This is a genomic window from Natrarchaeobius oligotrophus, assembly GCF_003841465.1.
Classification (GTDB): Archaea; Halobacteriota; Halobacteria; order Halobacteriales; family Natrialbaceae; genus Natrarchaeobius; species Natrarchaeobius oligotrophus.
The window spans coordinates 200,228-221,930 of record NZ_REFZ01000007.1; the positions used below are offsets into that span (position 1 = coordinate 200,228).

General features: G+C 59.6%; 17 protein-coding genes and 1 pseudogene. 9 read left to right on the top strand and 9 right to left on the bottom strand.

The window, feature by feature from the left end; all coding sequences use genetic code 11:
• Nucleotides 1-451: 451 nt before the first annotated feature.
• Nucleotides 452-1,249 (bottom strand): hypothetical protein, encoded by a 798-nt coding sequence (locus EA472_RS12440; protein ID WP_243637840.1) that lies wholly within the window; start codon nucleotides 1,247-1,249, stop codon nucleotides 452-454.
• A 265-nt stretch (nucleotides 1,250-1,514) separates the two neighbouring features.
• Between EA472_RS12440 and EA472_RS12445 the strand changes: the two genes are divergently transcribed.
• Complete coding sequence (locus tag EA472_RS12445) at nucleotides 1,515-1,706, top strand: DUF5786 family protein (protein ID WP_124191837.1); 192 nt, start codon at nucleotides 1,515-1,517, stop codon at nucleotides 1,704-1,706.
• Nucleotides 1,707-1,817: 111 nt separating this feature from the next.
• On the opposite strand, the gene EA472_RS12450 is transcribed toward EA472_RS12445, so the two are convergent.
• The 3 genes from EA472_RS12450 to EA472_RS12460 all read right to left on the bottom strand — a co-directional run bounded on the left by EA472_RS12450 (nucleotide 1,818) and on the right by EA472_RS12460 (nucleotide 5,680).
• Nucleotides 1,818-3,161 (bottom strand): ribonuclease J, encoded by a 1,344-nt coding sequence (locus EA472_RS12450; protein WP_124191838.1) that lies wholly within the window; start codon nucleotides 3,159-3,161, stop codon nucleotides 1,818-1,820.
• 357 nt (nucleotides 3,162-3,518) lie between these two features.
• Nucleotides 3,519-5,117, bottom strand: a complete 1,599-nt coding sequence (locus tag EA472_RS12455) for a M56 family metallopeptidase (RefSeq protein ID WP_124191839.1) — start codon at nucleotides 5,115-5,117, stop codon at nucleotides 3,519-3,521.
• Nucleotides 5,114-5,680, bottom strand: a complete 567-nt coding sequence (locus EA472_RS12460; protein WP_124191840.1) for a hypothetical protein — start codon at nucleotides 5,678-5,680, stop codon at nucleotides 5,114-5,116. Before EA472_RS12460 ends, EA472_RS12455 begins: the two co-directional genes overlap by 4 nt.
• A gap of 63 nt (nucleotides 5,681-5,743) precedes the next feature.
• Here EA472_RS12460 and EA472_RS12465 point away from each other — a divergent pair, with 63 nt between their 5' ends.
• The 4 genes from EA472_RS12465 (at nucleotide 5,744) to EA472_RS12480 (ending at nucleotide 10,659) form a co-directional block, all read left to right on the top strand.
• On the top strand, nucleotides 5,744-6,112 hold the full coding sequence (locus EA472_RS12465) for a phage NrS-1 polymerase family protein (protein WP_124191841.1): 369 nt from the start codon (nucleotides 5,744-5,746) through the stop codon (nucleotides 6,110-6,112).
• 5 nt (nucleotides 6,113-6,117) lie between these two features.
• Nucleotides 6,118-7,431, top strand: coding sequence for a hypothetical protein (locus EA472_RS12470; protein ID WP_124191842.1), 1,314 nt, complete (start codon nucleotides 6,118-6,120; stop codon nucleotides 7,429-7,431).
• Nucleotides 7,432-7,459: 28 nt separating this feature from the next.
• The gene (locus EA472_RS12475) at nucleotides 7,460-9,448 is read left to right on the top strand and encodes a PKD domain-containing protein (protein ID WP_124191843.1); all 1,989 of its coding nucleotides are present in this window, start codon (nucleotides 7,460-7,462) and stop codon (nucleotides 9,446-9,448) included.
• Nucleotides 9,449-9,570: 122 nt separating this feature from the next.
• Nucleotides 9,571-10,659, top strand: a complete 1,089-nt coding sequence (locus tag EA472_RS12480; RefSeq protein ID WP_124191844.1) for an HNH endonuclease — start codon at nucleotides 9,571-9,573, stop codon at nucleotides 10,657-10,659.
• A 29-nt stretch (nucleotides 10,660-10,688) separates the two neighbouring features.
• Here the strand turns inward: EA472_RS12480 and EA472_RS12485 are convergent, their stop codons facing one another.
• Nucleotides 10,689-12,626, bottom strand: coding sequence for a right-handed parallel beta-helix repeat-containing protein (locus tag EA472_RS12485; RefSeq protein WP_124191845.1), 1,938 nt, complete (start codon nucleotides 12,624-12,626; stop codon nucleotides 10,689-10,691).
• A gap of 9 nt (nucleotides 12,627-12,635) precedes the next feature.
• On the bottom strand, nucleotides 12,636-14,210 hold the full coding sequence (locus EA472_RS12490; protein ID WP_124191846.1) for an Hsp70 family protein: 1,575 nt from the start codon (nucleotides 14,208-14,210) through the stop codon (nucleotides 12,636-12,638).
• A 95-nt stretch (nucleotides 14,211-14,305) separates the two neighbouring features.
• Here EA472_RS12490 and EA472_RS12495 point away from each other — a divergent pair.
• Nucleotides 14,306-14,637: pseudogene (locus EA472_RS12495) on the top strand (IS1595 family transposase); the annotation flags it as partial.
• A 224-nt stretch (nucleotides 14,638-14,861) separates the two neighbouring features.
• Here the strand turns inward: EA472_RS12495 and EA472_RS12500 are convergent.
• Entirely contained in the window at nucleotides 14,862-15,713 is an 852-nt protein-coding gene (locus EA472_RS12500) for an ABC transporter permease (protein WP_124191847.1), read from the bottom strand.
• The gene (locus EA472_RS12505; RefSeq protein ID WP_124191848.1) at nucleotides 15,714-16,649 is read right to left on the bottom strand and encodes an ABC transporter permease; all 936 of its coding nucleotides are present in this window, start codon (nucleotides 16,647-16,649) and stop codon (nucleotides 15,714-15,716) included. It lies immediately after the preceding gene.
• Nucleotides 16,650-16,982: 333 nt separating this feature from the next.
• Between EA472_RS12505 and EA472_RS12510 the strand changes: the two genes are divergently transcribed.
• The 3 genes from EA472_RS12510 (at nucleotide 16,983) to EA472_RS12520 (ending at nucleotide 20,227) form a co-directional block, all read left to right on the top strand.
• A complete protein-coding gene (locus EA472_RS12510) occupies nucleotides 16,983-18,137 on the top strand; it encodes an extracellular solute-binding protein (protein WP_165874882.1) in 1,155 nt (384 codons plus the stop codon).
• A 66-nt stretch (nucleotides 18,138-18,203) separates the two neighbouring features.
• Nucleotides 18,204-19,211 carry an ABC transporter ATP-binding protein gene (locus EA472_RS12515; RefSeq protein WP_207891159.1) on the top strand — a complete coding sequence of 336 codons (1,008 nt, stop codon included), beginning with the start codon at nucleotides 18,204-18,206 and terminating at the stop codon, nucleotides 19,209-19,211.
• A 5-nt stretch (nucleotides 19,212-19,216) separates the two neighbouring features.
• Nucleotides 19,217-20,227 carry a proline racemase family protein gene (locus tag EA472_RS12520; protein ID WP_279387176.1) on the top strand — a complete coding sequence of 337 codons (1,011 nt, stop codon included), beginning with the start codon at nucleotides 19,217-19,219 and terminating at the stop codon, nucleotides 20,225-20,227.
• A gap of 115 nt (nucleotides 20,228-20,342) precedes the next feature.
• On the opposite strand, the gene EA472_RS12525 is transcribed toward EA472_RS12520, so the two are convergent.
• Nucleotides 20,343-21,524: a M24 family metallopeptidase gene (locus EA472_RS12525; RefSeq protein WP_124191852.1), complete on the bottom strand. Its 1,182-nt coding sequence runs from the start codon at nucleotides 21,522-21,524 to the stop codon at nucleotides 20,343-20,345.
• Between the last annotated feature and the right edge of the window lie 179 nt (nucleotides 21,525-21,703).

Genomic DNA, 21,703 nt, shown 5'->3' on the forward strand with positions numbered 1-21,703 from the left:
GTGCTGTCCGACGTACTCGAGGGTCTGTTCCGGATAGTGTCGCTCGCCACAGAGCCGACACTCCGCGACGACGGGAGATGGCTCGGCCGCCCCCTGAATACCAAGAGCAGCTGGTTCGAGGGTGACTTCACGAAGCGTTCCTCCACACGTCGAACACGGGAGATCGAATTCTGATGTCATGGGTATTGGATAGACGATCTCATCTCCGGTGGCCTCGTCCACCGACGTGCGTGCATGGGGAAAACGCGGCGCAGTCGGCCGACCACTGCCAGCACGTGTGTCCAACGAGGCGACCCGGAGGAAATGAGACCGCAGTTGCAGTTGCTACAACCGAATACCGAGTCACGTAAATAATTTTTGCAACGCAGTGCGTACGTTCCGTAAAAACAGTGTGTGTTAGCGGGCGTTTTCTGAAAGTCTCGAGCGAATAGTGTCGAGTGCGTTGTCATGATCAAATTCGCCCGAGTAAGCGAGAGGAGGGCGATGTCGTCGTCGACCTGTGGTCGCCAGACCTGGACGAATCCCTGGGAGCCAGAGAGCTCGTCGACGCAAGAGACCGGTTTCTGCCAGAGTTCTGCCTCAATCCCCGTGTATCCGGGATGAATCTCCTCGGGAAGTTCGCGGACCGTCTCCAGCCTGTGTGTGAATCGTCTTCGAGTAGCGAGCTGATGTCTCCTTCGAGGACGTGCCGGTCGGCTTGCTCGCGTAATTCTGTCCGGTAGGTCCGGGCCACGTTCAGGACGAACGTTTCGAGATCCCTCGCCGGGACGAGCTTCGCGACGTCCTCGAGGATCTCGTCCCGACGCTCGAGCGGTTCTGTAAGTATCCCAGATGTGACGTCGTCCGTGATCGGGTTGTGGTAGAACCCGACGTACGCCTTGGGTGTCGACCCGGGAAGATACGTGTCGGGGATTTCGATGATCGTCCCGTGGTCTGTTTCGCCGTACTCGTCGTACGACCGCTTTAGAACCCGTTTGAGTGCGGGCATATCTGACCGCTGTGGAGAGATCGAGAGTAACCATCGGAGCGTCTCTCGGTCAGGGTTCTCGTCGTGATAGAAGAAGCAATGATCCCGGTAGTCTTCGAAGGCGATCCAGCCAAGGTATTCGACCGGACCGCCGTCTGCGACGAGCACTTCTTCGACGGTACGGACGTTCGCCGACGGGTATCGCTCGTGGGTGATTTCGGCCAGGCGGTCGATCTGTTGTCCGGGGTCGACGTCGTAATCGAGTTGCAGTTCGCTCGTCATGGATGTTCGATCCGGTGGCTAACGGCGTCGAACAGCTAGAAGCCGGGAATCCGACGGGTAAGCGGGATCTGTCGATCACAAAAAAACCTATCGATGTCTCTCCAGATCGGTAGTGCAGTCGAGGCTGGGCCGAACCCGTTACACCCGCGATAGAAATGAATACGCTTCCGATTTCGTGTGGGTGAATACCACTGCTCCGGGGAATTTGCAACACGGTGGGGAGTGAATCGGTGGGAATATAGGCCTCGCTCGCAGGGTGTGTATCATGGGTTTTGGAAGCTACGACGAGTCCGAACAACAGCATCAAACGCAGGACACAGAAGACGACGAGGATGCTGCCGTCAACGTTCACGAACACGAGTACGAGGGCTCGATCTCCGTCGAAACCGGTGGCTCGACCGACGATCTCCTCGGTCAGCTCCAGGACATTAAAGAAAACAACGCAGACGACGAGTAACGTCGGTTCGCAACCGAACGTGGAGGTAACCGTCTGTGGGCGGAACACCAACAATTTCCACTTTCGAGGACAGAATATCGATGAGCGACTCCACCGCTCGGGAGCTACGAGTCAGACGAGCTGGATGATGTTCCCGTTCGAGGTCGTGTGCAGGTCACGGCCGAGCGTATAGCCCTGATTCGACGCCAGATCGACGTACCCCGAGAACCCCGCGAGATCCTGATGGGCCGGAATAACGTGCTGTGGCTGGAGTGCATCGAGCATCGTGTAGTGGCCTTCCTGACAGAGGTGGCCGGAGACGTGGATGTCCGAGTAGACGCGGGCACCCTGCATCCCGAGCAGTTTCTCGGCCTGGTAGCGTTGCCCCTCATTGGTCGGTTCGGGGATCACGCGGGCAGAGAAGACGACTTTGTCACCCTCCTCGAGATCGTACGGCGTCTCGCCGCGGGCCATCCGCGTGAGTAACGCTCGCGGCTCGCCCTGGTGACCAGTCACGACGGGGAGGAAGTTCCCCTTCCCGTCGTTCATGATCCGTTCGAGCGTCTGGTCGATCGATCGGCGATAGCCGACCATCTGCACGTCGGACGGGAAGTCGACGTCCAGTCGTTTCGCAGTCCCCGAGTACGTCTCCATCGACCGACCGAGGAGGATCGGCTGGCGACCGATCTCTCGAGCGAACTCGACGAGCGACTTCACCCGCGCGATGTGACTCGAGAACGTCGTCGCGACGATCCCGCCGTCGTACTCTTCCATACTGTACAGCGTATCTCGAAGGTGCTCACGGGCAACGGACTCGGAGGGCGTTCGCCCCTTCTTGTTCGCGTTGGTACAGTCCTCGATGTAACAGAGGACCCCGTCGCCCTCGCGACCGATCTCACGGAAGCGCTTCATGTCGATCGGGTCGCCGATAACCGGTGAGTGGTCCATGCGCTTGTCCAGCCCGTAGACGATTGCGCCCTCGGGCGTGTGGAGGACCGGGTTGATCGCCTGGATGATCGAGTGGGTGACGTTGACGAACTCGAGTTCGATCCCGTGATCACCGATCTGCATCGAGTCGCCGGCGTCCATCTGGATCAGCTCGTTGTCGGAGCCGAACTTGTTCTCGTCCTCGAGTTCGCCCTTGACCAGCTCGAGCGTAAACGGCGTCGCGACGATCGGAGCGTCGTATCGGTGCGCGAGTTTCGAAATCGCACCGATGTGGTCCAGGTGGCCGTGCGTCGGGACGATCGCCCGCACGTCACCCTCGAGGTCGGACATGACCCGGTCGTCGGGGATCGCACCCATGTCGATCAGGTCCAGACTGTGCATTCCTTCCGTCTGGATGTTGTCGTGAATGAGGACCTTCGAGAGGTTCAGTCCCATGTCGAAGATGACGATGTCGTTCCCGGCACGAACGGCAGTCATCTGCCGTCCGACCTCTTCGTAGCCGCCGATAGTTGCAATTTCAATTTCCATTAGTGGTGCCGATCATAGCAGTCTGTCCACACAGTGTGGCCCAACAGAAAGTGGAGAGCCAGTGATCGCAGTCGACCGACGATGACCGAACCTCGGCCACGTCGTCGACGACGACTTCCTACCGTGCGAAAGACGGCGCGTCTTTCGGTTAGCTGCCTAGATGGCGCTCGAACGTATATATTCCCGGATTCGCGTCGGTACGTAGTCGATCGGCGAAAATAGATATCCGAATATTCTGGCGAATAAGTGCCGGTGTGCACACGCTGGCCTCCGATACGTTTCTCTCGAAACGATGTTTGCGTCGCATCCGGACGTGCCAGTTCAACTCACGGTCGCCATCGTAACGGCTGTGAGTCATCAATCGGTCGGTCCCTCCGTCGCGAGGACGAGACTGACTCGTTCGTCCACACTCGCGTGGGCGTTCGCGACCACGACGGACCCGAACAGCATCCGGTACGGTGCGGCGAATAGCCACGAGAAACTGCCCTCTCGAGGGTTACCGCCGAACTGCGCGTGAGAATCGGTGGTGGACACGTCGAGCCCCTCGATAGTTCGGAGCGCGCCGACGAGGGCATCGGCCCCGTAGCGGTCGGCTGCGTAGCGGTCGGCCTCGCGTTCAACCTTCGGATAATCGTATGCAGCAACGAGCAGGTTCCGCCCGCCGACCGCGACACCGACCACCGAGGCGAGCAGGTTCCACAGCGGATCCCGATTGCGGACGTGATACTCCTCGTGAGCGACAACGGCGGCGAGTTCTTCCGGTTCGAGCTCATCCCGGAGGCCACTCGAGAGCACGATTACCGGACTCCATGGTGACACTTGCGCGACGTAAGCCAGCGGGCGATCGGTCTCGAGGATTCGGACCGGGACGATCGACTCGACCGTCCTATCCAACGTGGTTGCGACCCTGATGCGTCTGAGCTGTCGAACCTGTCGAACGAGGTGCAGTCCCCACAGCAAGACGAGTCCCACCAGCGGCAACGCGAGGACGACCACGAGGATCGTCGTGATAGCGCGGGGGAAGGGAACACCGAGTGCACCGTGAGCGGAGACGATCTCTGCGGTGGGAACGGTGAACCGTTCGAACCACCGGCCGTCGGTGAGCAGTCCGATCAGCGTCGCTAGTGTCGCCACGTTGAACGCGAGTACGTATCCGAACCAGCCGGCACGCGACGACAACGAGGAAACTGGCTCGATCGAGAAGGAATCGACATTCGCCAGAAACACGCGACAGAGATGCGCGTAGACGCCAAGAAACACCACCGTGTGGATGGACAGAGCCCAGAGTAAAAACAGGAGGTGGCTCGTCGGTACCTGGTCCTGAACGTGACTGACGAGCCCGACGTTTCCCGTCGTGACCAACAACGGGAGGCTCGAAAACGCCGCGAACACGGCCACGGTCTGCTGTCGTCTGAGGGGGGCAGGAACTGCACCCACGACGTAGGCCGTGGTGCTGAGTAAGAGCCCGGCAAGCAACAGTGTGAGCCCACGGAACAGGGGTGACTCGGCGAGAGACCACATGATCACTAGTACGCCCCCCACTGGCAACGCCAGACTCGGCGTGATTCGTATCCTCTCGACGTCTATTATCTCCGGAACGTGGTAATATAGCCTCTGAAAGTGGTACAGACCTGGAAGGAGTGCGGCGACGGCGACCGCGAGACAGACGGTGAACGCAACTGCGGTCGCGTGCGCGGACGTACCGACAACCGCAGCGATCGTCGCGAACAGCAGCGAGGCGACTGCGAGCGTCGTGTACGGTAGCGATGTCGAGACGGCAACGTCGACGTCACCGGTAGACCGATCGGCCGTGACCGCGAGCGAATACAGTCGACCGTCCACCGTCCACCGTTGGCTCTCACCGTCATCGTTTCCGGTGCCTAAAACGTCGTCGAGTTCGATCTGCACGAGTCTCCAGGGCTTCGTCAGCGATCCGGAGACTCGCGCGAGTGTCATGGAGAGGGAAGAAACGCCGGCAGGTTCGTCAGCGACTCCTCGAGATCGACGCCCTCCGTCTCACCGGCCTCGGTGACCGACGGTTGTACGCCGGAGGGAAGCAGTTGCTGGAACTGCGTGTTCGACAGAAGGAACACGGTGGGGTTGTCTTGTTCGAGCATTTGGTCGTACGCCATGTAGTTCACCCTGGTTCCCTCCCGATACCGGCTTTTGACCGTCTCTGATAGACTATCGGGCACGCGGATGTAGCCCGTCGTGTCGCTTCCGTGTTCGGCTCTGAACACCTTCGTGCGTTTCACGTCCTGGTAGTTCGACTCACGGAGCGGGTACTGTGAAAGTACGAGATAAGTAGCGATCCGTTCGTAGTTCCAGTACATACAGTGATCGTGAATCTCGTGGTCGAGTCCGACCACGTTGTGGACCGCTGCTGGAACTGGAATCTTCCGGCCCGTTTTCACCTCCTCCTGATGGAATATCGTCCACTCGTGTCCCATTTCTCTGCTACTGTGAAGCGATTCTATTACTGTAAATGCTTCTGCCACGAGAGGAGATTCGGCTTCCATAACCATTTTTATATATGAAATTTGATTATTATTAACTCCCGTTGGTTCCATGGACGAGTTGCTATGTCCGATAAGACACCGAGGCTCGGCACGTCCGTGCTCGGAGACGCAGAACTCCTCGAGAAGGCGAGACACTCGGAGAACGGCCGCCGGTTTACGCTTCTGTACGACCATGGGTGGAACTCGTCGGTCGTCCGCGGCGTGTACGAAAAGCCCCGCCACGCACGGGTCGCTCTGGTCTGTCATCTCGTCTGGTGGACGCGTCACGATACGAGACAGGCGCGCCGGCTTTTCACCCGGTCTGCGCTGTGTCCTGACGACCGCACACGATACCAGGAGTACTTCACGACTCTGGTTCAGTCCGCGCTTCGCCTTCTCGGTACCGAGTGTTACGAGCCGAATTACACGTCGACCAGCCCCAACGGTATCTGAATACGATGACTCACGCACCCACACCGGACGAGACCCGAGACGACCGGCTGACCACTCGCCGCCGCTGTCTGACCAGTATCGCCGCCGGTGCGACGCTGTTGGCCGGCTGTCTCTCCGCCGACGGCGACGACTCGGCGTCGCCTGACGGCGTGTCGGATGGCGACCTGCCGGAGTTCAGCGTCGACGAGGACGCCCAACCCACGCCGATGGTGCTCGATGCCGCGACGCTCGTCGATCCGGGATCGATCGAGTTCCTCGACGAGTTCGCCGTCGAACTCGCGATCGCGAACGTCGGCGGTGCAGCGATTACGGACCTCTCGATGACGGTCGGCCTCGAGTACGTCGACGGTTCCGACAACCCGCTGATGGAGACGCTCAACGAACCGGACCCGGTCGAGGTGACGCTTCCGGAGATCGACTCCGGCGACTGGGAGACGGTCGAGGCAGCGGTTCGCGTCAACGCGGAAGGTGACTGGGAACTGGCCACGGACGCCAGAGAGCATCCGGAGTTCCATCACGAGGTCGAGGTCGGTCCAGCGCGTCTGGCACCTGGCGAGTCGGTCGCTTCGGACGTCGGCGGCTTCGAATTCACGTCCCTCGAGCCGCGCTACGACCGGAGTCTACACTACGATACGGAGGAAGGCGGCGTCGGACTGTTCAATCAGGAGGCCACCGGCGTGCTTGCGGGTGACTCGACGGAGGTGCTTCTAATCCACCGGTTCGCCGTCGAAAACACGAACGACGACCGGTCCGTCGGATTCGGCTCCGTGGTCGCGGACAACCAGTTCGCGAACGCCGTCGTCGAGGCGACTCCGGGCGACGTCGTTACGTCGGACGACATGCGCGACGATCTCGACACGCTCGCCGTGACAGACGCAGACGAGCCGTTCGGCAACAACGTCGTCGATCCCGGTGAAACGGCCGAGATCGCCGTCGTGCAACTCGTCGATGAGTCGTCTCTCGCCGAGGCGTCGCTCACATTCTCGTTCACGGGTGACGGCGACGACATCGTGTTCGAAACCGGCGATGACGTCCCCTCGATCCCGTCGTTCGAACTGGTCGATGCGTCGATCGAGAACGCCAGCGACGAGGAGCCAACCATCGAACTGACCGTCGAGAACGACGGCGACGCCGCGGGGACGTTCCGTGGCGGCGCTCAGTTCCACGCGTCCCGCCCGACCGCGTCCGACTGGGTGTACCTCTCGGAAGGCGTGGAAGCGACGCTCGACGTCGGCGAGCGCGAAACGCTCGAGGTCGAAGCCACGAGAGGCGACGACCGGTTCCGCGTGCTTCCGTTCGAGACCGAACTCGAGCGCTAACAACAGCCCACTTTCCACCATTTCACCAATGTCCAACACCACCCGCGATCTCACGGAGACGATGTACAGCACCGCACCCGAGCAGGCTAACACTCGGGCGACGACACGTCCCAATTCGGCGACGGACGCGGTCTCGGCTACCACCCGCCGGCGAAGTTTACAGCTCGCCACCGCGACAATCCTCGGCGGACTCGCGACAGGGGCGGTGTCCGGTACTGCGGCGGCGGCGTCGATCACGTTCGTCGACCCGCCGGCGTCAGGAACCGACCGTGTCGCCGTCGAGGTGCGACCCGGCGACAGCCTAGCCGACGAAGACCTTCGCATTCGCGTCTTCGGCCCTGACGGATCCGAAATAACCGAGTCGCCGGGTATGCTCGCTGCAAACGAGTCCACGACGCTGTCGCTCTCGCTCGAGCGGTCTCTCGAGTCGGACGAGAACGTTCTCGTCGCGTTGTTGCCGACGGGTGGCTACGACCGTTCCGCGGCAACTTCGGAAGCATACGCAACGGCAGAACGCGGGGTGAAAGATCTCGAGACGTTCAACGGTGTCGAGACGACGCTCGTCGAAGCAGATCCCGACGCCGGATTCGACTACCCGTATTTGTTGTACGCACCGAGCATCGTCGACCCCGAAGCCGACCGGCCGATCCTCGTGGAGCCGGCGAACTCCGGGACTGCTGATGACGATATGGCGGTCCACGAAGAGGCCGGCAGAGATCTCGTCTCGTTCCAGAACGAACTCGCGGACAGGATCGAGGTTCCGTTCGTCGTTCCGGTGTTCCCTCGCCCGGCGACCGAACCGGTGGACTGGAGCCACTACACGCACGCCCTCGACGACACGACCCTGGCGCTTTCCGACACACCACTCGAACGAATCGACGAACAGGTGCTTCGGATGGTAGAAGACGCACAGGAGCGCCTCGTCGAGGGGGACTACCCGGTCAGAACTGGTGAGAACGACCTGCTCCTCAACGGCTTCTCGGCGTCTGGCAACTTCGTCGATCGGTTCACGTTCCTGCATCCGAAGCGAGTCAACTCGGTCACGGCCGGCGGCCTGAACGGTATGGCGCTACTCCCGGTGGAGGAAGTCGACGGCGAGACGCTCCCCTACCACGTCGGGATCGCGGACGTGGCGGGGCTCACCGGTGACCCCGTCGACCTCGAGGCAGTCGACGACGTCGACCAGTTCCTCTACATGGGGGCAGACGACCAGAACGATACGATTCCCTACGACGACGCGTGGACGGACGACGACCTCCGGCAGACGGCGCTCTCGATATACGGTGACGACATGATCGACGAGCGGTTCGTCCGGTCACAGGAACTGTACCGTAAAGCGGGTATCGACGCTGCGTTCCGCGTCTACGAAGACGTGGGACACGAGGTCCCTCCTCACGTTCGTGACGATATCGTCGCGTTCCATCACCGGAGCATCGACGGTGAGAAACCGGGAGAACTCGGCGAGAATCTCGTTCCGGATCCGTCCATCTCAGTCTCTCCGTCCGATCCGGCACCCAGCGAGACGGTCGAGTTCGACTCCGGTAATACGGATCCTGGCCGGGGTACGGTGATCGCTCACGAGTGGACGTTCGAGGATGGGGAATCGGCGGCCGGAGAGACGGCGACTCGCACGTTCGACGAGGCCGGCGAGCACGTCGTCGAACTTACGATCACCACCGATGCCGGCAAGCAACACACCGCCGACCGAACCCTCACCGTGAGCCAAAGCGACTCCGGATCGTCCAGCGAAGAGGTCGATGTGCCAGACGAGACCGACGACGCCCCTCCAGAGGCGTCAACAGAGACGTCGCCGATGAAATCGGAGACTCCGACGGAGGGATCACAGACCACCGACACGACAACGGAGGAACCCACCGAAACGTACCCGTCGACGCCGGGCGGCATCGGTGTAAACGTCCCGCCGTTCGGCGTTCCGGTTGCCGTAGCGACCGTCCTCGGAGGCGCACTGGCGATAAAGCGCAAAATCGGAACCGGACGGGACCGAGACGCTGAGTAGCAACCGACGTCCCGGGACCTGACTTTCGACGGAGCGTACCGCCGTTGACAGGGTCTCTATTCGTCGCCAAAAGAACGTTCGACCGAGAATTATACGTTCAACGAAAGAAGAGGTGAGAACGCGTGAGCAACCAGTCGAAACAGGTGTACCGAAAACACGGGATCGATCCGAACTACGACTCCCAGCACACCTACGGAAAGCGCGAGTCGTACTACGACGACGGACGCTACCCGCCGGATTGGGCTCAACGCCGGGAGGCCGTCTGGGAACGACAGCGCTACCGGTGCGGCCGCTGTGGTGTGTACAAGGGAGACGTCTCGGTCAGCGAGGTTCACCACATCGTCCACCTCTCCAACGGTGGATCGAACGCTCTGGAAAATCTCGTGGGGCTCTGCGGTGATTGTCACGCGCTCATGCATCCGGATAATGACAGTCTCAGAGGGAACCCGTGGAGAGCCGAACTCTTTCCCGGGGAGTCCGCCGACGAACGCGTCGCCGTCATCCGAACGCCGCAGGGCAACGAGGAACTGGAACTGGATATCACTCGGTTGAGCCAACTGAGTTCCCCTGACGAGAACGACGACGCAGTGACGTCGGCGACGGTGCCGACCAGTGCTGCTCTCGCGAAACGCGCCAAGACCGAGCTCCCGCGTATCCTGCTCGATAACGGCTTCGTGCCGCGGACGACGCCGTACCACCGGGTGAGCGTTCGGACACGACCGACCGGCCTCCTCGCAGCGATCACGCCCCGAGATATCGAACTTACCGCTCGCGGCGACGGGGAGACACTGGAGGTCGAAGAGTGCGACGACGGCGCGGACGTCTACCACGCAGCGGACACGACCGTGTCCGAGATCGAGTTGGAAGATCCTTCCGGTGAGACGCGGTCACACCGGCTGGAGCTGAACCACGGCGAGGGGGCACGACTCCGTGTCGAGAGCCCCGTTTCGGCGCCACCGCTCTCGACAACGACGGCACCGGAGTACACGCTCGGCGCGCTCCACTATTTCGGCTGGAACTCCCTGAAAATCGGTCTCATCCCGGGGCTCCTTCTGGCGTTCGTATTCCCGTCAGTCGTTCCTGCCGGCGGGTCGCTCGCGGGACTGGTCGCGTTCATCCTGCTCGTTGGCCTCCTCGTTCGCTCGCCGGGGATCTACCGGGAGGTTTCCGGATCCCCGTCCGAGCGGATCGTCGACGATCGGAGGGAGTGAGCGCGCTCGCCGATTGTCAGCTCCTCGTCTCAGAAGCTGTCGTGGATCTCCGCGTCCTCGCGGTCGATGTCCTGTAGGTGCAACTCCCCGTCGCCGTTGCCGCTTGCGTTCGTCTCATCGATCCGGACCGTCTCGCCAGCCAAGTCGAACCCGTAGTCGCCGTTGTCGTCAGCACGGCAGCGTTCGACGACGATCGAGTCCTCGCTCCGGCCGCCATCGAATCGCACGCCGCTACGACGTGTCGAACCGAACAGGTCGAGGTCGCGAAGTTCGACTGACTGGCCGTCGACGCGCTCACCCTCGATCCGCAGGTTAGCCAGCCTGCTCTCAGTGACCGTCGTCTCCTCGAGGACGACTTGTGTGCCGCCGCGGACGCTGACGCCGTATCCCTCCCTGACGGTAGTACCGGCGCCGCCGTTGCGGTCGAACACGCTCCCGCTCACGGTGATCACGCCGTCGTCCGTCACCCGCGCGTCGAGTCCCGTGTCGTCGTTGTCGGCCACCGTGACCCCGTCGAGAACGGCCGTTGCGATCCGGTGTTCCGTGCCGATCCGTATCCCTTCGCGGTCGTTGTCGACCGCTTCGACGTCGGCCAGTTCTACCGTTTGCGAGTCACGGCTCCCGTCGATGCAAATTCCGCTTCTGCTCGCGGAGTCGGCAACGAACGTGTCGGTTATCTCGACGTTTTGGCTGCCGGTCTCGGACGCAACCACGTGGATTCCCTCGTTACCACTCGCGACCACTTCGGCGTCGCTGATCGCGACGTGTTCGCCTCCCTCGACGACGATTCCCCGACCGTCGGTCGCCGCACCGACTCCCGAATCCTCGTTGTCTTGCGCCACGACACCGTCGATGGTGACGGTTCCGTCGGCGGGAACGGACAACGACACGCCGGTTCCCACCGTGTTCCGTACGGTGAGATTCCGGATCTCGATTCGCTCGCCGATAAGGTCGACGCCGACGTCGCCGACGTCCTCGACGGTGACGTCCGACAGCGTCAGCGCGCCTCCCGCGACACCGCTGTGGATTCCACCGTCGTCGAATTCGACGATCGTGAGCCCCTCGAGTTCGACGTCGGCATCGCCGAGCGTGACCGCTGCGGTGTCCGCACCGCCCCCCGCGAGGGTGGCACCCTCTGGTGCGGTCACCGTTACGTCCTCGGTGAAGATCACCCGCTGGGCGTACGTCCCCGGTTCCAGCTCCAGTGTTCCCCCGGAGACGACTCTGTCTGCCGCCTCCTGGAGCACGTCGTCCGGGGTCACGACGACGTGTTCCTCCGTGCGGTCGTCTCCTGACCCGACGTCCGTCGTACTGTCGAACAGACCGAGACCGTGTGCGAGGATGACGCCTCCGGAAATAACCCCGCCCAGCGTGAGTAGCTCCCGTCTGGACACGCCGCTTTCGACGGTGACGGTCTCCTCAGCACCGCCGCCGAACTCCTCTTCGGATCCCTCTCCAATGTTGACACCGACCGTATCGTCGATCCCTGATCCACGTTCCGTATCGTCCGTGTTCCACTCCCCGTCCCCGCCACCTGTCGTCTCTTCTGGTCCGTCACCGGTCCCGGTACCCGGTTCGCCGTCGTCACGTCCGTTCGGGTGGTCACCACCTTCCGCTTCGCCACCGGCGTTATCTTCTTCGGTCCCTTCACCAGGCTTCCGCTCGGTCGGATCTTCCGTCTCCCGGCCGGTGACCGGCGTGCCGTCCCGCCAGCCGTACGTATACGAAGCCCCACTCACGTCACCGACGAGCTCGTCACGGGCCCGTTTGACGTCTCTGAACAGGTCGTCGGCGTTGAGGTCGTCGCCGTCGGCGATATCGACGTCGTCCGGATCGAACCGATCAGGATGGAATCGTCTGGCCTGTTCCCGGAACGCGTTCAGTATCTCGTCTTCCGACGGCGACGGAGAGACGCCGAGTACGTCGACCGCCGAAACGTCCGTGTTCGAGCCGTTGGCGTCAGTCATTGGATCGCCTCACTTCACCACCGGGAGCCCCGACCGCATCGTTTCGATGTTCCGTTCGCTGTATTCGACGCCCGACTCGATGGTAATGCCGTCTGAGTGTCCCTTCTGGACGCTTTCGGCAGTTACCTCGAGGATTCCATCCGCGTTGATGCGAAACGTCACGTCGACTTTCGCCTCGCCAGCGGGGAGTCTCGGGAGTCCGCTGAGCACGAATTCGCCGAGAAGCGCGTTCTCCGAGGCGGTCATCGACTCCCCCTGATAGACGCCGACGCGTATGATCGTCTGGTCGTCCTCCGTTGTCACGAAACGTTCGGTTTGTTCGGCCGGAATTGACGCGTTTTTCCGGATCACTTTGGCGAAGTTGTCCCCTTTCAGCTTCGTGCCGAGCGATTTCGAGGTGACGTCGATGAGCACAGCGTCGTCGTACACCGTCGGGAGGTCGTAGCTGTCGTCGGTGGTCTCGAGGGCGGTCTCTTCCTGTCGTTGCAGCGCCTCCGATCCCTCTTCACGAACGGCTGGCAGCGAGTCGCTCAACAATCCGGCCTGAACGGCGGCCCCCTTGGCGACCACCTCGTCGGGAGACTCACTCCGCCGGACGACATCGCCGAACGCCTCCTTCAGTCGCGTCCCGACCTGTGGCATGCGCGTCGATCCACCGACGAGCAACACTACGTCCAGGTCGTCGGCATCGACGCCGCTCTCCTCGAGCACGTCGTGGCAGGTCGCGACGGTCGGATCCAGCAGGTCCTCGGTCATACCCTCGAACTGCTCGCGCGTGATCGTCTTCTCGAAGTTCCAGTCGTCGACGATGAACGGAATTCGGATCGTCGTCTTTTCCCGATGGGTGAGTTCGTGTTTCGCCTCGCGTGCCGCCTTCCACAACCGCTGGATTTTCTGTGGGTCTTCCGCGACTGACTGACCGGTCTCCTCGGCGATGATCCGTTGCATCTGGGCGACGAGTCGGTCGTCCCAGTCGTCTCCTCCGTGGTGGCGGAGTCCGTCGGTCGCCACTACCTCGAAGATACCCGCGGTCGCCTTCACGATCGAGACGTCGAACGTTCCGCCGCCGAGGTCGTAGACGAGTGCCGTCGTTTCGTCATCACGGTCGATTCCGTGAGCCAGCATCGCCGCTGTCGGCTCGTTGATGATCCGGTCGACCGTGAGCCCGGCGATCCGACCCGCCCGTTTCGTTGCCTCCCGCTGCTCGTTCCCGAAGTACGCGGGGACCGTGATAACGGCGTTCGTTACCCTGGAGCCGAGTTGATCCTCCGCGGTCTGCTTCAGCTTTTTGAGAATCAGCGCCGAAATTTCTTCGGGGAGGTATTCCTCGCCGTTCACGTACGCAACGGGATCCTGCTCGCCCATCCGCCGCTTCACCGAGTTGATCACGCGTTCGGGGTGTTGCGTCTCGAAGTTGACCGCGGTGCGACCGACGTAGACCTCTTCGCCGTCCTCATCGAATCCAACGACGGACGGAACGGTTCTCTCTCCAGTTTCCGCAGTGAGAACCACCGGATCAGTTCCGACGATTCGGGCCACCGCGCTGCTGGTGGTTCCGAGGTCGATTCCAACGGAGTGAGCCATTATGGACCTCTTCTAACGGAATTATTGAAATTATTGTGGCCCGAATACACGAGCTGACTGTATTATAAACCTGCTTCGGAGTCCGTCCGGGAATTAGCCAGCAATCGACGATTCGCCTCCTCCGTGCTGAGCGCAAAGAGGAGCCGTTCACCGTCGATCCCGTGGCTTTCGAGCGTACGACCCACTGGACGAGGACGACGCAATCGACCGCGAATACGTCCACGGCGACGGTGAGTACGTCGATGGAGACGGTCGCGTCGATACCTGCGAGAGCCACGGACCGCTGGCTCGATTCTGGCTCTCGTCTCGTTGTGGCGTCTCCAAAGACAAGCTCACGCCGTACTTTACAGCGTTCCAGCTCCGCCGACGAGTCTATCGGAAACCGGGGAGAGAAGCGCTGAAAACCATCCTCGACACTACGCTATGACTCATCACCAATCTCCGTCACAAGAGCGACATGTACATACTCCCGTCGGAACACTTCTCTGCGAACAAATCACGAGCGGAAACTCGTGTACCAAACTCGGTCGTGTAGCACTCGTTGAGCGGGTCTACGGCTTCACGATCAGACTCACTCTACGACCCGCTCGTTTCAACGCCGTTCGAAGTCCCAGAGTAGTCGGCTTGGTGGACTCGAGAGACGCAGACCGATTAGAGATAATCGCTAATACCGAAGAACACCTCTGCAAGCACCACGAGAACGATCTGTGCTAGCATCAGTACCGACGCGATCGCTGCGATCTCCGCCGGTGGTACGATCCGGAAGAGATTGTACATCGCTATCGGTACCAGATCGATCTCGGGGCCCATCAGGAATAACGATATGATGTACATGTTGAACGAGAGGATGAAGATGATGATCAATCCGCTAATAATACCCGGTTTGATGATTGGGAGCGTGATTTTTAGATAGGTTTGTAGTTCGGTTGCACCAAGATCTCGTGCTGCTTCATCGAGCGAATGATTGTAATTCTCTAGGCTGGCTCCGATAGTCCGGATGGCGTACGGAACCGAAAACGCTAGATGTCCCATGAAGAGGATCCAGAACGAGGACTCGATGATAATTCCGAACGTGGATTGTATCCGAGAGACCAGCAGCAGAATGCCGAGTCCAATCAAGAGCCACGGGAAGACGAGCGGCGAGATCAGGATCGTTTGAAGCGTCGTCGAGTATTTGAAATCGTACCGGACGATACCGAAGGCAGCCAGCCCGCCGATGATCGTCGACGCGACGGCGGTGGCCAGCGCCAGTGCTGTACTGGCGATCAACGCAGAACTGAGGCCGAAATCAACGAACGTGTTCGCTGCTGCGATGTACCATTCGAGGGTAAAATCGGTGGGAAGCCCGGCGGCAAATCGGTCCGTTCCAAAGGAGACGACCGGAATCAAGACGAGAGGCGCGAGTAAAAAGACGAGGACAGCAGAGACGAGCAGTCGGTAGAGTACGTTAACCGCTCTCGATAGCAGAACGTCGCGTTGTACGGTCGGAGTTTCCGTTGTCATTTAGATCCCCCCCGTCTTCGTGTCCATTTCGCGTAGTGCCCGTTGGTAACAGAGGATAACGCCTAGCCCGATAACGACGAGAAGCATCGCCATTGCGGAGCCGTACGGCCAATCACCGGTTCCGATAAAGGTGTCGGTGATCGTCACCGCCATCACGTTCGTTTCTCCCCCGAGGAGGGACGGTGTGACGTACGAGGCGAGGGTGATCGCGAAGACCATTAGCGTTCCGGCGGCGATCCCGGGCAACGAGAGTGGTAAGAGTACTTTTAGAAACACTTCGACCCGATTGGCCCCAAGGTTTTGGGCCGCTTCTTCCAGCGAGTAGGGAATCGTATGGAGCACGTTAATTAGTGGGAAGACCATGAAGGGAAGTAATACGTGAGTCAAGCCGATAATAATCGCAGTCTCGTTGTAGAGGAGTTGGGGTTCGCTGGAAAACAAGCCGGTCAACAGTAGCAACTGCGAGACTACCCCTCCCTCCTGTAGGAGCAAGAACCATCCGAACGTCCGAACGACGACGTCAACTGCAAGCGGTGCAAGCGTCGCGACGACGATCAGTCGACCCGTCCACTTTTTCCCCCGAACGGCAGTATAGGCCAGCGGATAACCCATCACCAGCGTGAGAGCGGTGACGATAAGTGCGACCCGGATCGTACGGAATATAACCGTTCGACTGGCCTCGCTCGTAAATATTCGCTCGTAATTGCCGAACGTGAAGTACGAGCCGATGCTCCCGTCCACGAACGGCCGGAGGCTCAATTCGAACAGGATCATCGTCGGAAGGACGATGAGGATTCCGACAACGAGCAAAGCCGGAAGAATGAGTGTGAGTCTCCCCATCGAGGTTCTCTTGTAGGTTCGAATGAACGAGGAAAGCCTCTCGTCCAGGCGCTTCCGGAGTAAAGATAACCTGCCGTGTGGTTGTTCGGCAGCCATGCCTAGTGGCTTGACAACAAGCCGCTTAAACTTTTTGTGCCTCCTCCATCTACGATTCTTGTGTACGACTCTCGGGGATAGACCACTATAATTTTCTAGCGTTTGAAATATCCGATATAGGAACAAGCGGTTGCGAATATCTGGTCGTCCCTGGAAGCATTCCGAATCCCCACAAGTTACTTTCCATCATTCGACCGCCTCTTTCCGGCCGTTGACTGTGGGGTCGTTCAGGTCCGGGAGTACCATATTTAAGGGAGCGGAAATCGTACACAGATATTGTGTATGTCAAAAACGTAATGCGAAAATTTTTATCAGAGGGTGATGAATACTGGCATGGGAATGCGTAGCAGAAACATTGGGGAAGAAGGCACACACGGTACGGAAACGACATGCAACCGACGACGTCTCCTGACAGGAGTGGGCGCTCTCTCCGTAAGTGGAGTCGCCGGCTGCGTCTCGACGAACGGAGAGGAGGAAACGATAGAGGGTTCAGGTGATATCGGTGGTGAGACGCTCAACGTGATGATCAACGCCGGACGGTTCGCCGAGATGTTTGAACGGTCGGTTATTCCGAACGCTGAAGAGAAATACGATTTAACGATAAACGCGGATATCGCGTTCACGGGCGAGCAAACGTCGGAGATCACTGCCAATCCCGATAATCCGCCGGATGCGGTGATGTTAGGACGCGACGGAATTTACGAACTGGCTCAACAGGATCTACTCGAGCCCCTCGACGAACACACGGATACCGTAACTCACTACGAGGACGTTCACGATCATCTCAAGTGGGACGATGACCACGGAGTAGCGTGGTCACTCGGTGAAGCCAGTCCGCTGGTAGTGCGAGGTGATGAGCACTGGGATCACACGCCCGATACCTGGGACGAAGTCTTCCGAGAAAGCGAGACCATCTCCCTCGTCCCGTTTGATTGGGCTGAAGGCCCTCAAGTGTTGATGATGGCTGCTGCGATCGCGACGGACGACGACTTCTCGTCCGCCGATCTGGATATCGACGCCGGGTTCGAATACCTCGAAGAACACGTCGAGCCAAAAGTGACGAATATTTGGCAAAACGAACAACAACTTCTCCAGCTCGTCGGAAACGAGGCCACCGATTCGTTCGTACCGTGGATCGATTATATCGATCCCGAATTACTCCGTGAGGAGAATTACGAGATGGTCCGACGTCCCGACCCTACCGGCATCCCGTACGCCCAGTGTGTGGCCGTGACCAGCAACTCTGACAATAAAGAGGCCGCACTCGCATACATTAACGAGGCGCTGGATCCCGACTTGCAGGAAGAGGCGTCCGAGTACATGGGTCAGGGGGTCACGAACGCCAACGCCGAAATGGCCGAAGTAGCCGAAGATATTGGCGCGCCATCGGCGGAGGAGTTCGAAGAGCTGGAGTATCAAGACTTCGAGATGATGTGGGAAAACCGCTCGGAATGGGCCGAGCGGTGGTCAGCACTCTTCGGGGGGTGAGAATCCGAGATGACGAACAGAATTCGTTACGAAAACGTCTCCAAATACTACGGAGACGTTTGTGCGGTGGAGGACGTATCACTCACCGTCCGAGAAGGAGAGTTTCTGGCCGTGATCGGTCCCTCCGGTGCCGGAAAAACCACGATTCTGCGAATGCTTGCCGGCTTCGAAAAGCCGAGTGGGGGCGAAATCTTTCTCGGTGAGCGAGAGATCACACAACTCCCACCACACAAGCGTGACACCGGTATGGTCTTCCAGGATTACGCCCTGTTTCCACACATGAGCGTCCGGGAGAACATCGCGTTCGGACTCAAGAACGAAGGACTTCCCAAGGACGAAATCGAGGACCGAATCACAGAGGTGCTCGAGATGGTGGACCTTCCGGGGTTCGAAGATCGAAAGACGACAAATCTCTCGGGAGGACAACAACAGCGTGTGGCAACAGCGCGGGCGCTCGCGATCGAACCTGACGTCCTTCTCATGGACGAACCGCTCGGTGCGCTTGACAAAAAACTCCGCGATCAGCTCGAGGTCAAAGTAATTAGATTGCAGAAAGAGCTCGGCATAACGACGATGTACGTGACCCACAACCAGGAGGAAGCCCTGAAAATGGCGGATCGTGTCGCCGTTATGAACCAGGGAACGATCGAACAGATCGATCCGCCGGAGAAGATCTATCACGAACCGGCTACCGAATTCGTGGCAGACTTTATCGGCGATACGAACTTCATTGAGGGATCCGTCGTCAAAGAAAACGGGTCGTCTATCGTCGAGTCGGACGGAACGAAAATTAAGGCCAATTCGACGTCCGTCTCGGACGACGCCCACATCTTCGTTCGTCCCGAGCGAATGACGATCGAATCAGAGGACTACGAGGGGCCGGGCAATGCGGTCCCAGCAACCATCGACGAGGTCATTTTCGTCGGCTCGAAGACTCAATACTACGTGACCGCCCTCGATTCGGAGTTCGTGATCGAGATCCAGAACGACGGACCGACGGCAAACTCGTTCACCGAAGGAGAGGAGGTAACGGTCGTCTGGGACGAAGACGACGTCGGAATCGTCGAAGGGTGATAGAAATGCCGATTTTGAATCCGCCGATCGAGACTCTCGAAGTACACAGTGCGGGACAACCGGTGCGCGTCGTTACGGACGGCATCGACTTTACTCACCTCTCCTGGGAAAGCATCCCCGAACTCCGGCGGCAGTTTGCAGCGGAGTTCGATCACGTTCGTCGACACCTCAATCTAGGCCCGCGCGGACACGAGGACCTCGTCTGTTCGTTTCCCGTGACTCCCGGCGATGAGCGGGCCGATCTCGGCTTATTCTTTACGGACAAAAGTAGCTATCTCGATATGTGCGGTGACGGCACCATTGGAACGATATCCGCATTCGTCCGGGCGGGTCGGCTGCCGAAATCCGATCAGTTTACCGTAGAGACACCGATCGGTTTAGTTGACACGACGATCACCTACAATGAGGAGAACGAGCTAGAACGGGTCTCGGTAAACGGAATCGAAACGGTCGTCGTAAACGAGCGGGCCGTCTCGCTCCCCGTCGACGACCGAGTGGAAGACATCGCCGTTTCACTCGTTTTTGCGGGCCATTTTTACGGACTCGTCGATGTGACCGATGTGGGATTAGATCTCACGGCGGATTCGATACGCGTCGACGCGTTCCGCCGGATCGGTACGCAGCTCAGAGAGAAACTGAACGATCGGCCGCCTACCAATCCGCTAACGGGAGAAACCCAGCCCGTTGCAGTCGTGTTGTTCTATGATGAGCGGACGGACGGTCCTGATGCCAATCTCATCGTGTCCGGTGACGGGGCGATCGGGCGGGGACCGTGCGGGACGGGGACGTGTGCAAAAATGGGGAAGCTGTTCGAGGAAGACCGACTCGGACTCGACGAACCGTATCCACATCGAGGGCCCTTCGGAACGGAGTACCTCGGACGGCTTGATTCGTCGGCAGAAGCGGAAAACGGGACCGTGTTGCAGGCCTCGGTTAGTGGCGTGGGGTATCTCACTGGAAAGCAGTCCATCGTGTGGCATCCGAAGGACGAGTTCGAGCCCACCGTATTGAGTTAGAAGACTGTGCTCCGCCGTTGAAGGTCCTGCTTCGCCTCGACGACTTTCGATGTATTCTGCGTTAGAAGTACTCGAGAGGAGTCATCCGCGGGGAATTGCTCGAACGTTCCACCGCCTATTGGACGGAAAATAGTTGCTGAGGAAAGTCCGCCAGAACGTCGGCGCCGTCGGCAGTGACCAGGAACGTCTCACTCAGTTCAAAGCCGACGTCGTCCTGCCAGATTCCTGGGATCATATGGAACGTCATTCCCTCTTCGAGTACCGTTTCGTCACCGGGTCGGATACTCGCCGTGTGTTCGCCCCAGTCCGGCGGGTAGCCGAGCCCCACCGAGTATGCGATGCGATCTTCCTTTTCGATCCCGTAGTCCGTAATCACATCACGCCATGCCGCTTCCACTTCCTCACACGTTACGCCTGGCTCGACGCGATCGATCGCTGCGTTGATCCCCTCAATAACGATATCGGACGTTTCGACCAGTTTTTCAGGGGGGTCCCCGAGAAACGCCGTTCGGGCAAGAGGTGAATGATAGCGGTTTCGACACCCGGATAGTTCGATGATCACAGGATCACCGTTTTCGAACCGGCGATCGCTCCAGGTCAGATGAGGTGTTCCGGTGTGGTCACCGGAAGGCATGAGGGGGACGATCGACGGATAATCGCCACCGTAGGTATCGGTTCCTCGAACGAGGGCGTCGTAGATCTCCGCGACGACTTCGTATTCGGGAACACCCGCTTCTATGGCGTCTAATCCGGCGCGCATCGCGTTCTCAGATATTCTGGCAGCTTGACGCATGTATTCCAACTCCCGTTCGGATTTTTTCGCTCGCGTCCAGTTGATGAGCAGCGTCGTATCCGCAAACTCCGCCTCCGGAAGATTGTGCTGGAGACGCGTATACGCTTTCGCCGTGAAATAGTAGCTGTCCATCTCGAGCCCGATCCGGCCGTTCGCAGCGTCGAGCTCCTCGAGGACGGCGGCGACGGCATCCATCGGATGGAGGTCGTACGGAGAATGGACGTGGTCGTCGCTGTAGGCGCGTATGCTTTCCTCGGACAGCCACGTCGTCGCTCGTGCACCGTTTGCGTCCTGGCTTCGTCCGACCCAGATCGGTTCCTCCCGGTCCCTGGTGACGATCACCGCCTGATGGACGTAGAACGACCACCCGTCGTATCCGGTCAGATAATTCATATTCGACGGATTTGAGACGATTACCGCATCGAGTTCGTTCTCCGCCATTCGTTCCTCTAAGCGAGCCGTTCGTCGTTGGTACTCCGCTTCGTCAAAGACATTCTCTGGCATGGTAGTTAGATCGTTGAGACTAAATGTGATAAGGTTTGTGTATATGAGGTACAGTTATCGTTTACACATTCCCTTAGACGCTTCAACTGCTCTGAACACACCGTCGGTCGTGCGTTCACCTTCGTTGGTAGCGGATCTCCCGTGTACGTCAAAAACGAAACCCGACCAGGTTGCACCCG

Excerpts from the sequence above, each read along its gene's own strand:
- EA472_RS12440 (WP_243637840.1), bottom strand. The coding sequence starts at position 1,249 with ATGACGAGCGAACTGCAACTCGATTACGACGTCGACCCCGGACAACAG.
- EA472_RS12445 (WP_124191837.1), top strand. The coding sequence starts at position 1,515 with ATGGGTTTTGGAAGCTACGACGAGTCCGAACAACAGCATCAAACGCAG.
- EA472_RS12450 (WP_124191838.1), bottom strand. The coding sequence starts at position 3,161 with ATGGAAATTGAAATTGCAACTATCGGCGGCTACGAAGAGGTCGGACGG.
- EA472_RS12455 (WP_124191839.1), bottom strand. The coding sequence starts at position 5,117 with ATGACACTCGCGCGAGTCTCCGGATCGCTGACGAAGCCCTGGAGACTC.
- EA472_RS12460 (WP_124191840.1), bottom strand. The coding sequence starts at position 5,680 with ATGGAAGCCGAATCTCCTCTCGTGGCAGAAGCATTTACAGTAATAGAA.
- EA472_RS12465 (WP_124191841.1), top strand. The coding sequence starts at position 5,744 with ATGTCCGATAAGACACCGAGGCTCGGCACGTCCGTGCTCGGAGACGCA.
- EA472_RS12470 (WP_124191842.1), top strand. The coding sequence starts at position 6,118 with ATGACTCACGCACCCACACCGGACGAGACCCGAGACGACCGGCTGACC.
- EA472_RS12475 (WP_124191843.1), top strand. The coding sequence starts at position 7,460 with ATGTCCAACACCACCCGCGATCTCACGGAGACGATGTACAGCACCGCA.
- EA472_RS12485 (WP_124191845.1), bottom strand. The coding sequence starts at position 12,626 with ATGACTGACGCCAACGGCTCGAACACGGACGTTTCGGCGGTCGACGTA.
- EA472_RS12490 (WP_124191846.1), bottom strand. The coding sequence starts at position 14,210 with ATGGCTCACTCCGTTGGAATCGACCTCGGAACCACCAGCAGCGCGGTG.
- EA472_RS12500 (WP_124191847.1), bottom strand. The coding sequence starts at position 15,713 with ATGACAACGGAAACTCCGACCGTACAACGCGACGTTCTGCTATCGAGA.
- EA472_RS12505 (WP_124191848.1), bottom strand. The coding sequence starts at position 16,649 with ATGGCTGCCGAACAACCACACGGCAGGTTATCTTTACTCCGGAAGCGC.
- EA472_RS12510 (WP_165874882.1), top strand. The coding sequence starts at position 16,983 with ATGGGAATGCGTAGCAGAAACATTGGGGAAGAAGGCACACACGGTACG.
- EA472_RS12520 (WP_279387176.1), top strand. The coding sequence starts at position 19,217 with ATGCCGATTTTGAATCCGCCGATCGAGACTCTCGAAGTACACAGTGCG.
- EA472_RS12525 (WP_124191852.1), bottom strand. The coding sequence starts at position 21,524 with ATGCCAGAGAATGTCTTTGACGAAGCGGAGTACCAACGACGAACGGCT.